We start from the raw sequence: 13,944 nt of genomic DNA on the forward strand, positions 1-13,944 counted from the left end.
TTGTTATATTAGCACATTAAAATATATGGAAGTAATTTTTCATTTAGACTATAAAACGTCCTACGGAGAGGAACTCTACGTGAACGTTGTTGGCGATAGCCAGAAATATATTATGCACACGCCCGACGGTCTGCATTGGGTGGCACAGTTGAAGCTGAAAGGCGATGTTTCAGTGCTGAACTATTTTTATAGTGTTGAGACTTCCGATGGACTCCGTGCCGTGGAATGGACGGCCGAAACGCACCGACTCGAACTTTCGGCAACACACGCCAAATGCTATCGAGTTTACGATCGTTGGATGGATATTCCCGAGGATTCCTATCTCTATAGTTCAGCTTTCACGGATTGTGTGAACCACCGCGAGAAGGCAGCTGTGGAACGCAACAATTATGCCCGCACTGTGCGTCTCAAAGTGCGTGCGCCGCAGCTGCGTGCCGATGAGCGTTTGGCCCTATCGGGAGCTACGCCAATGTTGGGAAATTGGCAAGAAGATAAGGCGCTGCCCATGATTGAGCACAACTACAATGAGTGGATCATAGACCTCGATGCAGATAAGTGTGCGGACGGTAGACTCGAATTTAAGTTTGTGGCGCAGGCGCTCAAAGATGATCGCGCCGAAGTTAGATTTTGGGAAACGGATATGAATCGCATCATCACGCTTCCTAAGATGGCGGATGGCGATGTGGTAGTCTATGAGTTGGACCAAGCTTTCTTCCCCATCTCCAACCGTCGTATGGCAGGAACGCTCATTCCCGTTTTCTCCCTGCGCTCTCAGAGCAGTTTCGGCGTGGGAGATTTCGGCGATTTGCGCAAGATGATAGATTTCGTAAGTGCCACGCGTCAACGCGTACTACAGGTGTTGCCCATCAACGACACTACCATCTCGCACTGTTGGACCGATTCCTATCCTTATAGCTGTATCAGCATCTTTGCTCTCCACCCGCAGTATGTCGACCTCACCCAGTTACCCGCGCTCAAGGACAAGAAACGCGCCGCTCACTTTGAGGCGCTGCGCAAGGAGCTGAATGCGTTGCCCGAAATCGACTATGAGCGCGTCAATGCAGCCAAGACGGAATATCTCCACGAACTCTTTGCTCAGGAAGGCGATAAGGTGATGAAGAGCCAAGCCTTTAAGGCGTTTTTCCAAGAAACGGAGCAGTGGCTCGTGCCTTATGGGCAGTACTGCTATCTCCGCGACAAGAATGGAACTGCCGACTTCTCTCAATGGCCCGATCATAGAGTGTGGGACGAGAAAGAAAGGAAATTTCTCTCCACTTCCAGTACAGCGGCCTGGAAGAACGTGGCGTTCTACTATTACGTACAGTTCTTGCTCAGCACGCAGATGGCAGCCGTCCACGATTATGCTCGCCAGAAGCGCGTCATCCTCAAAGGCGACATCCCCATAGGTGTGAATCGCCACGGCTGCGATGTGTGGATGGAACCCAACTATTTCAACCTCAACGGACAGGCAGGTGCTCCGCCCGACGATTTCTCTGTCAATGGACAGAACTGGGGTTTCCCTACCTACAATTGGGATGCTATGATAGCCGATGGCTGTCGCTGGTGGGTTCGCCGTTTCCAGAATATGCAGAAGTATTTTGATGCCTACCGCATTGATCATGTCCTCGGTTTCTTCCGTATTTGGGAAATACCCATCCATGCCGTTCACGGATTGCTCGGACAGTTCGCGCCCTCGCTCGGTATGACGCGGGAAGAAATAGAGTCCTACGGTCTCCATTTCCAAGAAGAATTTTTCACCAAACCATTCATCGCCGACTGGGTGCTCGACCGAATCTTCCATGAGCATACACAAGAAGTCAAGGACACTTATCTCAACCACCTCCACGACGATATTTGGGAAATGAAGCCCGAATATGATACGCAGCGCAAGGTAGAAGCAGCTTTTGAAGGCCGCACGAGCGAGAAAGACATCCTGTTGCGCGACGGACTTTATGCTCTCATCAGCGACGTGCTCTTTGTGCGCGACCGCAACGATAGCAACAAATTCCACCCGCGTATTACTGTGCAGTTCGCCTTCATTTATGAAGCACTCTACGATTCCGATAAGGCTGCTTTCAATCGCCTTTATAATGATTACTACTATCGTCGTAATAATCAGTTCTGGTATGGCGAGGCGATGAAGAAACTACCTCGACTGGTCAACGCCACAAGGATGCTCGTTTGTGCAGAGGACCTCGGTATGGTGCCCGCTTGTGTGGCGTGGGTCATGCAGGAGCTACGCATCCTGAGCCTTGAGATACAGTCGATGCCAAAGGACCCCAACGTTCGTTTCGGCCTTCTATCAGCCAATCCTTACCGCTCCGTGAGCACCATCTCTACCCACGATATGCCCACCTTGCGCCAATGGTGGGACGAAGATATGGAACGCTCACAGGCCTACTACAATACGATGCTCTACCGCGATAGTATTGCGCCCCATCCTATGCCCGGCTGGTTGGCCAACGATATTGTCTATCGTCATCTCAATTGCCCCTCCATGCTCTGTATTGTGAGTCTTCAGGATTGGCTGGCTGTTGATGAGGAACACCGTCATCCCAATGCCGATGCCGAACGTATCAATCTGCCCTCCAATCCTCGCCACTATTGGCGCTATCGTATGCACCTCAGCATTGAAGAACTTATGAAATCTTCCATGGTGCAAACGATTTCGGAAATGGTGGAAGGAACAGACCGATAATATCCCTGTTGGCAAAAGGAAGCAGGATTTCTTTCCATAAGGAGGGGCTGAAGAGTTCCTCCTTCTTTTTACACAACTATTATGACCAACAAACTAAAAGGTACCATATGCGGCGTGTTGGCTGCAATCTGTTATGGGACAAACCCTGTTGGCGCACTCGTTTTGTATGCCGACGGCTTCAATTCGTCCAGTGTACTGTTCTATCGCTTTGCCATCGCCACGCTTCTGCTGGGCGCGTTGCTTCTCGTGCAGCGAAAATCGTTTCGGATCACTCGGAAAGAGTTTTGCATCATCTCTGTGCTTGGCCTCCTCTTTGCTTTCTCGGCCCTTTCGCTCTATATGAGTTTTCTTTTCATGGCTGCCGGCATCGCCTCGACCTTGCTGTTTGTCTATCCCATTATGGTGGCCGTGCTCATGGCTCTTTTTTTCAAAGAAAAAGTAACGCTAACCACGGTTCTCTCCATTCTGTTGTCGCTCGTGGGCGTAGCTCTGCTCTATCGCGGCGATGGGCAGTCCACGCTTAGTTTGATGGGCATCATCCTCGTGCTGCTCTCCTCGCTCACTTACGCCCTCTACATCATCGTTGTCAACCAGAGTTCGCTGCGTATGTCGTCCGTGAAGCTCACTTTCTATGTGTTGCTCGTCTGCACATTAGCCATCGTGGTTTGGTCGTTTGTCAGTCCTGAAAATCATCTGATGATGCTCCACACGCCTTGGCACTGGTTCATGGGTTTCTGGATGGCGATAGTGCCCACCGTACTCTCCCTTGTGTTCATGGTCATTGCCGTTCACGACATAGGCTCTACGCCAACGGCCATCATGGGCGCACTCGAACCCGTCACTGCTGTCTTCATCGGCATCTTCCTCTTTGGCGAAGTTTTCTCCCTCCGCCTTGCCGTAGGCATACTGCTCATCCTCGTTGCCGTCCTTCTCATCATTCTTGGTAAGCACCTCCGCTTCCGCCTCATGCTCTTTCGCCTCCGCAAGTATTGGCGCTGGAGATATTGAGGCCTGGAGCATTCGCGAATACAAAGAAAGCAGTAAAACCATGCCTGGGATTTACTGCTTTCTTTGTAAGAACAACTTTTATTTTAATAGATAATTCTTTCGCGCTTCCATTATATCTTCCATATTTTCGCTTGCCCAAACCAATAAATTATCAATGAGCGGCAAGAGGCTCTTACCTTTGTCGGTGAGCGAATACTCCACGCGAGGCGGAATTTCTGGGAAAGCCTCTCTCAGGATAAGTGCATCGGCCTCCAGCATCTTTAGAGTTGCAGTCAGCATCTTTTGAGAAATATCGGGGATATTGCGCTGTAGTTCTTTAAATCTTTGTCTTTCGTTGGCCTCTAACGTGAACAGTACCAGCATAGACCATTTGTCGCCTACCCTTGACAAGACGTTGCGCACGGGGCAGTTGGGATAGAGTGCATCTCGCAATTCATTTCTGTTCATTGCTGAATGATTAGGTTTAATTATTGTATTACTATACAAAAGTAATTATTACACTTTGTTGCCTTGAGAAAATCATTGTTAAACTATTTTAAAAATGAAATACAGCAATAACTCTGTTTTCAATGTTACTTACTTTTTGGTAACCGACTGACCTCTTCGTGCCTTCTTGTACAACCTTTTGAAACATAATACCTTTGCATCGTCAAAACAAACAAAGAACGAAAACAAACAACTAATAAAAACAAAGACATTATGAAACAAGTAGAAACAATCAAGGTAGGTGAGAACTTTACGGCAGTAAATGTTGGTAAACTCAGCAGTATCAAAGATTATGTCCTCCCATTGGGCGATATAGAGATTCCCGGAAAGGTCTTTGTGGGACAAGCTTTGCAAGCTACAGGTAGTGAGCTTTCTTTTCAAACCTTAGTGCCTGGTCAAGACAGTGGCTTCCTACACACCCACAAGACCCACGAAGAACTCTATTTCATTCTCAAAGGTGAGGGCGAGTACCAAGTGGACGGAGAAATCTTCCCCGTGTCAGAAGGTAGTATTATTCGTGTAGCTCCTGCTGGCAAACGTGCCTTGAAGAATACAGGCAAAGATGAGATGCTCATGCTTTGCATCCAATATAAGGCCAATAGTTTTACTGAAAATGATTCGCCTGCTGGTGATGGCATTATTTTGAACGAAAAATTGGAATGGTAGTAGACCCACAATTCCCAAAATGTCCGATTCGCAATGTTCTTGCCAGAATTTGCGAACCGGACTTATTGTGGATTGTTCATATAGTTGGAAAAAAGGATTCGGCAACATTGGAAGAACTTCTTCAAGAAATGGAGGATCGAACACAGAAAGAAGTAGAAACAGCTCTTTGCGAACTAATGACCGACGGAATTATTGAACTATCTGCAAAGTCTTTTTCCCTTGCAGATAGAGGTCTGTCATTATTTCCCCTTGCCGAGGAATTGGCGTATTGGTGTGAACAAAATTTTTGTTCCAAGCAGTTTTAAGCTATACTTCTGTGCCCTTTATTTTTCCTTATTGCGTTTGAAAATGCAATAAGGATGTCAGCTGACAGCCTTATTGTGTCAGCTGACGCAATAAGGATATTTTTCCTTAATGCCTATCTACAGAATTCCCTCCATATCCCTTGTGAATGCGCATGCTCAGTGCTCTCCAAATAGGAGGCTACCGAGCGTTGCTACTCATAGGAGATATGGAGGGAGCTTTGAAAAATGCTTATTTTTCTGTTCTTATTTCACTTCCAATCCTTTCGTGTTGATTTTTCCCAAGGAGGAGTTCGTTTTTTTGAGTTTGTTGGTGTGTCCTTTCAAGGTGATAGAGCCTATACCGCTGCAGTTAGCCACTACGCTCTTACAATTGACAGTGGCGGTGATACTACCCACGCCACTGCTCTCCAGCTTGCAGTTGTTGCTCTTCACAGAGAATGTGCCAGAACCTACACCCGAGAAATCGAACGAAGCATTGCCCGAAACGGTGAAATTGCTATGGCTAAGACTGCCTACGCCTTCGCAGTCCACTTCAAGGCTCGTGCAGCTAACATTGCCAAAGCTGGCAGAGCCCACGCCTTCGAGGCTAATATCTAACTCTTTGGTGTTGAGTGCTTGGCAGGTGAAATTGCCCACGCCTTCTTGTTCGAGACTTCTCAAACTGGGAGCTGTCACTTCAATGGTGCAACGGGAATTGTTGTTCTTCAAATTTCGCCGTGTAGTGATATAAAGTGTATTTTCTTTTACATACACTGTGTCGATACCAGGGCGGAAGGCCGTGGCTGTTACCTTATAGGTGTTGCCCTGCGTGAAGCGGACGTTGGCAACAGATTCCATCTTGATGTTTTGAAAGTCTCGCAGATTGAAGGTTCGGTCAACTGTTTTCTGTGGCTTTTTCTCGTTAGTGTTCAGCGTAATAGAACAACTGGTGAAAATCACCATGAAGGCGAACAGTGCAAGGGAAAGAAAACTTTTCATATTAGTATCTTTTGGATAATAAAAAAGCAGGAGAGAAGGAAACATCTTTCCAACTCACCTGCCGGATAAAAAGAAGTGACTCCGATGGGACTCAAACCCATGACACATGGTACCGGAAACCATTGCTCTATTCAACTGAGCTACGGAGCCATAGTCCTATAAGACGATTGCAAAAGTAAGACTTTATTTGGAATTAGCAAAAAAATCATCGGTTCTCGCCGCGCTGTGGGGGAGAACCGATATGATGTCAAATGAGCGGAATGCCTGCGGCGCTACATTGCTTGCGCATTTCGGCCGGCCAGATAGAGGCTTGAATCTCACCGATATGCGCTTTCTTCAGATACATCATGCAGAGGCGCGATTGCCCAATACCGCCACCAATGGAGAGAGGTAGTGTGCCGTCCATCAAGCGTTGGTGGAAGTAGAGCCCGAGGCGGTCTTCCTTTCCTGTGGCTTTGAGTTGGCGCAGTAGGGCCTCTTTGTCAACACGAATACCCATCGAACTGATTTCTACGGAGCGATCCAGCGTGTCGTACCACAAAAGCAAGTCGCCATTAAGTCCTGCCGTTCCTTCCTCGTTGATGCTGGTCCAGTCATCATAGTCGGGGGCGCGCAGGTCGTGGGGCATCCCATCGCCCAACGGACCTCCAATGCCGATGATGAAGACGGCGCCGTATTCCTTACATATCTGATGCTCGCGCTCTTTGGGTGCCAGTTCAGGAAAGCGTTGGCGCAGCTCTTCCGCATGGATAAAATGCACCTTTTCAGGCAGACTCGGGCGGAGCTGTGGGAAGCGTTCGCAGATAAGAAACTCCGTGCGGAGCATAGCATAATAGATGTTCTTAACAGTCTTCTTGAGGTAGCCGATAGTACGGTCCTCTCTGTTGATAGAGCGTTCCCAGTCCCATTGATCAACGTAGAGGGAATGGAGATTATCCAGCTCTTCATCGGCACGAATAGCATTCATGTCGGTATATATGCCATAGCCCACGGGCACTTGTTGGTCGGCCAACATCAGTCGCTTCCATTTTGCCAGCGAGTGGACCACTTCGGCGCGCGTGTCGCCCAAATCCTTGATAGGGAAAGAGACGGGACGCTCCACACCGCTCAAATCGTCGTTGATACCAAGGCCGCGCTGCACGAAGAGCGGGCCAGTGATGCGGCGCAGCTTTAGCCCCGTAGCCAGATTAGTTTGGAAAAATTCTTTTATCTCTTTGATGCCCTGCTCGGTGTCGTTGCGTCCGAGTAGGGCTTTATAGCCTTTAGGTAAGATTAGTTCGCTCATTTATGTGTTTTTGTGTTACTGATGCAAAGATAATACGGCTTTTTGAAAGAGAAAAGAGAAATAAGGAAATGTTGTGTAAATGTTTTTGGCCTTTTGGGGTCTATTATTCATTGCAGAGGTTTTGTTTGTCGTAAGTTGCCTCACTCGTAGAGGTCGAGCAGGAGGGGGAGATGATCGGAAGTACCGCCGTGATAGTGAGAGCCGAGGTAAGTGTAGCGAGGTTTGAGGCCGCCGCTGGGATCTGGCTCGGTTAGGAATGGGAAATGGACAATTTGGCAATTGGAAGGCGTGGTGCGGAGACCTTCCGAAGCCTGCAAGAGCGCACCATTTACTACGAATTGGTCAAGTTGGTTCCATTCTCCGCGAAATTTATAAGTGCCGCGAATGCCTTCAGGGCCTTTGAGATTGGCCGAAAGGATGTAGAGCGACGTGTCGGCAAATGGCGGTTGGGGCAATAGGGCGCGCAATCCCTCGCTCAGGCTGCGATTGTGAAACTCATCGTTGCAATCGCCCGTGATAACAAGGGCAGGGCGCAGGCGGTGCAGCATCAAACTGTCGGTAGCAGCGCGGATGCGTTGCGCAGTGCGGATGCGGTAAGGCTCGGTCTTTTCTTGTCCGCCAGCACGACTGGGCCAGTGGACGGCCATAATATCGAGCGTGTCGCCCGAAGCCACTCGTCCGCTTACGCGCAGCACATCGCGTGTGGGCTTTTCGGTGGCGGGATGGTAGGCAATGCGCAGCGTGTCGGTTTCAAAGGGGCGGAATGTCATGGGCTGGTAGAGCACCGCCACATTGATACCGCGCCGGTCGGCACTGTGGGTCACAATGTATTCGTAGCCCAAGCGGCAGAGCGATGTGTGGCGACAAAGGTCGCGGACAACGCTGTCGTTCTCCACTTCGCAAAGCACAATGACGTCGGGCGGGAGTGCGCCACCCACAGCAACAATGGCGCGGGCCAATTTTCCTAATTTGGCGTGGTACAAGCTGCTTGTCCAGCGATATTTCCCTTGTGGCGTGAAGTCCACATCCTGTTTGCCAGGCGCGTGGATAGTGTCGAAGAGATTTTCAACGTTGTACTCCATGATTCGGAAGCGGCTATTTTGTGCCGTAAGGGAGAGCGAGATAAAGAGGAGAAACAAAAGTAGCGTGTGTTTCATTGTGGGTGAGTTTTGAAGGTGAACATAAAAAAGTGCGCGAACCTTGTTTACGCAAGGGAGGTAAGAAAGGTTCGCGCTAAGGGAGACGGCGAAGAATGCCGTAAGAATGTGGGTTTAGTTGGCGGCTGCCTGCACCACTTCAATAGTGTCGGTGATGCCCGCAGAGGTCAGCGTGATTTGTCCAGCTCGCTCAACCTTGGTCGTGTTAGGCGTGATGGTGAGCGAAAGGGGGTGGTAGCCCGTTGTCTGAGCTGCCGTGGGCACTTGAATCCACGCAGCGTTCGTTTGCACCATTGCACCGTCAGTGTAAGTAGTGAAGTAGAAAGGCAGAGCCGTTGCTTTGGCGTCGAGTTTAACCTTGTAGTACGCTCTGTCGTTCACTTTGTCGTTGTTGAGGTCTTTGTAGGTGGCTGCCGGGGCGGAAATGTTGAGCCAGCCCACTTGAACCACGGGCATATTGATGGTGTGTCCACCCTTCACATGGAAATACGTTTGGCGCGTAAGGCGGTTGGTATTGGCAGTAAAGGCAAATTTGAGCAACGTATTATAAAGAGCACCTTTGTATTTAGGTGTCATTTCGTTGGGGGTAACTGCCAGCCAAGAGTCGTCGACTGTCAGTTTCCACGCGTCTGTTGAGAGCACATGGATGGTATCTGATGTTTGGTCAGCATAAGTCACCATGTTGGGTTTCATAGGTGCAAACTGCATCATGTGCTGTTCAAATTCGCTTTTGCAGCTCGTAAGGGTCAGCACACCGGCTGCCACTACGGATAGAATCAATGAAACGTGTTTCATACGTATGAAAAATGAGTTTTTATTGAGTGTTTAGTATGGTTTCAATAGTGAGCGTGCGGTCCCATGTATAGTTCCATTCGGGGTGACGCTTTGAGAGTTCGTCGATATAGGCTTGTTCTGTGGGCAAACCCAATGCAGCACGGCGTTCATCGAGTTTGTCAACGTCGGCAACAGGCCAGAGATACGTTTTCCCGTTCATCTCCATGAATTGTGTACCATAGATTTGCGGTTCGAGCTGATCAAATCGTATGCCGTCTTGGAAGGACGCATAATAGATGGCTTCCAGGCGTTTTTTCTGCCATGCTTTTTCGATGAGGTGAGCCATCGGCAGGCGGAAAGCCAGCGGAGAGTGGGACAGAACCAAGTAGAGTCCTTTATTGGCTTTAGCCGAACAACTGTCGGGATTGTAGTCTGCGACGAACTCTTTGAGTACCGCGCGATTCACGCTGTCTTGTGCTTCGATAAGGCTATCAACCGTTTCGGTTTTACGAATCTGCTGATCCACATCAAAGAGGCGTTCGAGACGCTGCGAAACGCTCTGCGCCGAGCAATTCAGGGCTGCGAGAGCAAATAGGGATAAAACAATTTTCTTCATAATGATATATGTAGGGGGCACTTTGATAACAGCCCTTTTGTTTTAGTAGTTGTTGTTTGTTAGTACCATTCAATGTTGCTGGAGTAGCTGCTGCGTTTGTCCCATTTGAGAGCATCGGCAAGTTCGCTGGCAATGGCACGGAAGGTGAAGTTGAACGAAGAGTAGGGCCTGAGCACTACGCTACACGACATTTCAAAGCAGTGGAGATTGCGAGAAAGTGATGCAGTTGTCATAGAAATGCGATGCTGCTCGAAGTCGTAGCCAGAGGAGAAAGTGATGTTCCAACCATCGGAAATACGAAGATAGCCCGAGGCATTGAGCGTTTGCGTAAAGCCAAAAGGATAGCGCATGGTGCGCGGGTTGATGGGCTTATTGCGATTCTCAAACATCGTGATACCATAGGAGAGCGTGAGCGACCACGGCAGTTGGAAACGGAGATAGCCTTCTTTGTCGACCTTGGCCTTTTCTTTCTTAACTGTTTTCTTCTTTGTGGCCAACAAATCGGGGTCGATGTTGGCATCTTCCACATCTGTTTGCTCGTCCTGTTCTTTTTCGTTGTCTTTCTCCTCCATTGTGTTGCTGCGGCGTCCAGAGAAGAGATCGCGCAACTTTGTGAGAGTTTGGTTGTTGAACGTGTAGGAGAGGTTTTGGCTCATGCCTTGAAAGCGTCCGAAGCGTCCGTGACTCCATTCGGTGCGGTCGCCCACTACTACATTACCCTTATTGTCGAAGACATAGGCGTAAGTGGCAAAGAGTGCAGCGAGGGAGAAGGTGTAGCTCTTAGAGAGTTTCAGACGCAAGCGTGTTGTCAGGTCGCTCCATTGGCGCGTTTTTGCCGCCATATTGTAGGAGAGCGAAGCTGAAAGTTCATCGATGAGCGAAATCTTCTTGTAGCCCGTTGTATCCTTGTCGCTCTTGACCTTCATCTCAAGGTTGTTGGAAACGCTCATCGTTACCATTCCCTGCTTTGTACTGGAGGGATAACCGAAGATGCCGCTTTGGTACGGCGAATACTGCACTCTCTCCACATTGCCACTGGCATCCGTCTTGTCATAGTGGCGCACGTAGCCGTAGCGCGAGGTTGTGAAGTCGGGCGCGTAGCTGAAACTTACGTTGGGCTTAAAGACATGGCGGATGGCAACAATTTTACTGCCGAAAAGCTTTTTCCAAGGTTTGTAGAAACCATAGAGAGTGGTGTTGGCACTTACAGAAACATTCCAGTTGTAGAGATTGTAGAAACCATAGGTGGTATCTGCCACTTCGCGCAGTGCTGCTGCGTCCCAATTTCGCATGATGCGGTTGGTGTACATCACATCGTTGAACGAGAAACTCGGGGAAATGTTGATGTATTTGAAGAGCTGGAACGTAGCATCAACAGGGATGCGGTGCTGCATACCATTGCGCCAGTCCTTGATGAGGTTGGAATGGAGCAGCTTGTTCTCTTTCGTTGCTATGGAGTTGCTGAGTTGTCCCGTGTAGGACATAGAAATTTTTTCGTACCAACGTTCTTTCCCCACCTGGTGCTTGCGGCGGAACGGATAGAAACGGGAGAGCGAGAAATTCAAATCGGGGAGCGACATGGTGATCGTACTGTCGCGCATGTTCTGCGTAAGGTTGGCAGAACCAGATACCGACAAGCCGATGCCCGAAAAGAGATGGCTAAAACTTATCGAACTGGCGCGTGTGCTCTGCGTATAGGAGAGCGGGTTGTACATACTCTCCAGGTTCTTACGCTCATAATTTTCCGACGCGAAGTTAACGCGAGCGGAGAACGTAGTATTGCCGCCTGCAGCAGCGTCCTTTGAATGGCTCCACTGCACCTTGAGGCTTGTTGTTTTCATGTAGTCCGGCAAATTCTTTTCGCCCTCCACTGTGTTGAGATAAGAGATGTAGAAATTGCCGTTATACTTGTAGCGTTTTTTATAGTTGGTCTCCAAACTCAAGCCCCATGACCCTTTCGTGTAGAGTTCGCCTAACAACTTCAAGTCCATGTAGTCGTTGAGCGCAAAGTAGTATCCGCCGTTGCGGAGATAGAAGCCGCGGACGGTCTCATCGCCGTAGCTCGGCATGATAAACCCACTGGAGTATTTTTTGTTAAAGGGGAAGAAACCATAAGGTATGCCGAGGGGGAGCGGCACATCCTCTACCACAAGATAGGCCGGGCCAAAGACAGTTTCCTTGCCGGGAACAACCTTGGCGCGTGATAGTTTCAGATAGAAATGGGGGTGTTTGGCGTTACAAGTGGTGTATTTGGCAGATTCCAAATACAGCGTTCCGTCATCCGTACGTTTGGAACGTTCGCTCTGGATAAAGCCGTTGCCCTGTGTGGTATTGACGTTTTGGATGAAACCTTTCTTCGTCTTGAAGTTATAGCTCATCTGCTCGCTCACATATTCGTCGCCACCTTGCTTGAATGAGGGCTTCTGTTCGAGCACACCAGCCGTATCGACAATGGCTTTAGCGTGGACAAGGCTCGAGTCCATATTCATCGAGATATGGCCCGCATCGAGCGTCATATTCTCGTATTTCACCTCCGCTTTGCCGAAGAGAAACGCCAGTTTTGTGTCGGCATCGTAAACGATAGAGTCTTCGGCCGCAAAGTCCACGGGCTTCTCCAAACCGCCACGCTTTTTTCGCACTGTGTCCGAACGGAGTGTGTCGGTGCGGATGGAATCGATAGTGATGGCTTGGGTAGCGCGAGAGGTCGAGTCCATCTGTGCACGGCGTTGGCGGATAAGTGCCGTGTCGGGCGTAGTTGTTCGAGTGGTATCGGTCGCTGTTGGGTGCTTCGGCTTGTCTGCGACATGGCTCTCTATGCCTGCTGCCACGCACAACGCCATCAGCGCCGATAAAAGTATCGTTATAAAGGTTCTCACCTGGATTGATCAATTTTAGTGGGCGAAGATACTAATTCTAATAGAATTAGGGCGTTTTCTCACTCTTTTTAACAGCGGCTACAACTGTCTCAATCGAATTGTTCCACCCACTTACGGAAGATTTCTACACCTTTGTCGCCGAATTTTTCAAGACTTTTCACCGTGTCCTCCACCGTACGCTCTCGTTCGGGATGACTCTTCGAGAAAAATTTGTCGGCATAGCAAATCACCTGTTCCTCCAGCGTTTCGGGGCAGAGGTCTGTGGCGGGAGGTTCCACTCCGCGCTCTCTGAAAGCTTGGCGCGTCATGCCTGTCCCTGTGTGGCGTTCGCAGATGCGGGCGAGGTCTTCGCGCCCCTCTCGGCGCATGAGTTCTGCGCCCAACATACCATGGAGCAGATAGTGGTAATGCCCGTGACAATGAATGCCTGGTGCATCGGTCAAGAAAATTCCGATGTCGTGGAGCATTGCCCCATTGCGCACGAGTTCTTCGTTGAGATGGAGCTCGGGATGTTTGCGACAAACCTCAAGCGCTTTCTTTGTGACCTGCTGGCTGTGGTGGATAAGCAATTGCCGGAGGGCGTTGTCATCGGGGTAGTATTTGTCTATAATTTCTAAAGGATTCATGTTGGTCATTCTCTTTGTTCTGTTGCAAAATTACTCAATTCGGAGGATTCAGCGAAGTAGGGGAGTGGCGCTTTCTTTTATAAAAGAATAACAGCCCGATTACTTGACAAAGCCTTCTTTCCTTTTAGCGCAGCTTCATCTGCTGTTCTCCTCAATTTTTCACGAAGATAGCTTTTTCTTCGCTCGATTTTCTAATTTTTTTCTTCTAAATGCCCATTTTTTTGCTTCAGCAACTCTTTTCCTTCTCTTTTTGCTCCATCGGCTTGCTTTTCCTGCTCGAAAATACAATAAGGCTGTCGGTCAACATCCTTATTGTGTCAGCTGATAGCCTTATTGCGTCAGTCAGCATCCTTATTGGATGGACGGAAAAAGCAGAGCCTTTCGCAGCCCTCCCTGTTTCTTTCTGATTTTTGTGCGATTCTCGCGCAGGTAAAGTAAGAGATTATTTTACAAAGTATAAAAAGCCGCG

General features: G+C 49.1%; 12 protein-coding genes and 1 tRNA gene. 4 read left to right on the forward strand and 9 right to left on the reverse strand.

Annotated features, from left to right (window positions below; genetic code table 11):
- Positions 1-25 precede the first annotated feature (25 nt).
- Together FHS60_RS04375 and FHS60_RS04380 are read left to right on the forward strand one after the other, a co-directional pair.
- Complete coding sequence (locus tag FHS60_RS04375; RefSeq protein WP_183695534.1) at positions 26-2,698, forward strand: 4-alpha-glucanotransferase; 2,673 nt, start codon at positions 26-28, stop codon at positions 2,696-2,698.
- 81 nt (positions 2,699-2,779) lie between these two features.
- Positions 2,780-3,706, forward strand: a complete 927-nt coding sequence (locus FHS60_RS04380; RefSeq protein ID WP_183695536.1) for a DMT family transporter — start codon at positions 2,780-2,782, stop codon at positions 3,704-3,706.
- Between the two features lie 78 nt (positions 3,707-3,784).
- Here the strand turns inward: FHS60_RS04380 and FHS60_RS04385 are convergent, their stop codons facing one another.
- Entirely contained in the window at positions 3,785-4,153 is a 369-nt protein-coding gene (locus FHS60_RS04385; protein WP_183695539.1) for a winged helix-turn-helix transcriptional regulator, read from the reverse strand.
- 252 nt (positions 4,154-4,405) lie between these two features.
- Between FHS60_RS04385 and FHS60_RS04390 the strand changes: the two genes are divergently transcribed.
- Both FHS60_RS04390 and FHS60_RS04395 read left to right on the forward strand, forming a co-directional pair.
- Positions 4,406-4,858, forward strand: a complete 453-nt coding sequence (locus FHS60_RS04390) for a cupin domain-containing protein (protein WP_183695541.1) — start codon at positions 4,406-4,408, stop codon at positions 4,856-4,858.
- The gene (locus FHS60_RS04395) at positions 4,852-5,163 is read left to right on the forward strand and encodes a helix-turn-helix domain-containing protein (RefSeq protein WP_183695543.1); all 312 of its coding nucleotides are present in this window, start codon (positions 4,852-4,854) and stop codon (positions 5,161-5,163) included. Before FHS60_RS04390 ends, FHS60_RS04395 begins: the two co-directional genes overlap by 7 nt.
- 243 nt (positions 5,164-5,406) lie before the next feature.
- On the opposite strand, the gene FHS60_RS04400 is transcribed toward FHS60_RS04395, so the two are convergent.
- The 8 genes from FHS60_RS04400 to FHS60_RS04435 all read right to left on the reverse strand — a co-directional run bounded on the left by FHS60_RS04400 (position 5,407) and on the right by FHS60_RS04435 (position 13,475).
- Positions 5,407-6,141 carry a GIN domain-containing protein gene (locus FHS60_RS04400; RefSeq protein ID WP_183695546.1) on the reverse strand — a complete coding sequence of 245 codons (735 nt, stop codon included), beginning with the start codon at positions 6,139-6,141 and terminating at the stop codon, positions 5,407-5,409.
- 76 nt (positions 6,142-6,217) lie between these two features.
- A tRNA-Arg gene (locus FHS60_RS04405) sits at positions 6,218-6,291 on the reverse strand.
- Positions 6,292-6,388: 97 nt separating this feature from the next.
- Positions 6,389-7,426: an aspartate--ammonia ligase gene (asnA, locus tag FHS60_RS04410; RefSeq protein WP_183695549.1), complete on the reverse strand. Its 1,038-nt coding sequence runs from the start codon at positions 7,424-7,426 to the stop codon at positions 6,389-6,391.
- Between the two features lie 140 nt (positions 7,427-7,566).
- Positions 7,567-8,583 (reverse strand): endonuclease/exonuclease/phosphatase family protein, encoded by a 1,017-nt coding sequence (locus tag FHS60_RS04415; RefSeq protein WP_183695552.1) that lies wholly within the window; start codon positions 8,581-8,583, stop codon positions 7,567-7,569.
- A 114-nt stretch (positions 8,584-8,697) separates the two neighbouring features.
- Positions 8,698-9,378 (reverse strand): BACON domain-containing protein, encoded by a 681-nt coding sequence (locus FHS60_RS04420; RefSeq protein WP_183695555.1) that lies wholly within the window; start codon positions 9,376-9,378, stop codon positions 8,698-8,700.
- 19 nt (positions 9,379-9,397) lie between these two features.
- A complete protein-coding gene (locus tag FHS60_RS04425; RefSeq protein WP_183695558.1) occupies positions 9,398-9,973 on the reverse strand; it encodes a DUF6624 domain-containing protein in 576 nt (191 codons plus the stop codon).
- Between the two features lie 59 nt (positions 9,974-10,032).
- Positions 10,033-12,849: a putative LPS assembly protein LptD gene (locus FHS60_RS04430; RefSeq protein WP_183695560.1), complete on the reverse strand. Its 2,817-nt coding sequence runs from the start codon at positions 12,847-12,849 to the stop codon at positions 10,033-10,035.
- 89 nt (positions 12,850-12,938) lie between these two features.
- The gene (locus tag FHS60_RS04435; RefSeq protein WP_183695562.1) at positions 12,939-13,475 is read right to left on the reverse strand and encodes an HDIG domain-containing metalloprotein; all 537 of its coding nucleotides are present in this window, start codon (positions 13,473-13,475) and stop codon (positions 12,939-12,941) included.
- Between the last annotated feature and the right edge of the window lie 469 nt (positions 13,476-13,944).

The sequence above is a fragment of the Alloprevotella rava genome (genome assembly GCF_014195585.1).
GTDB lineage: Bacteria > Bacteroidota > Bacteroidia > Bacteroidales > Bacteroidaceae > Alloprevotella > Alloprevotella rava.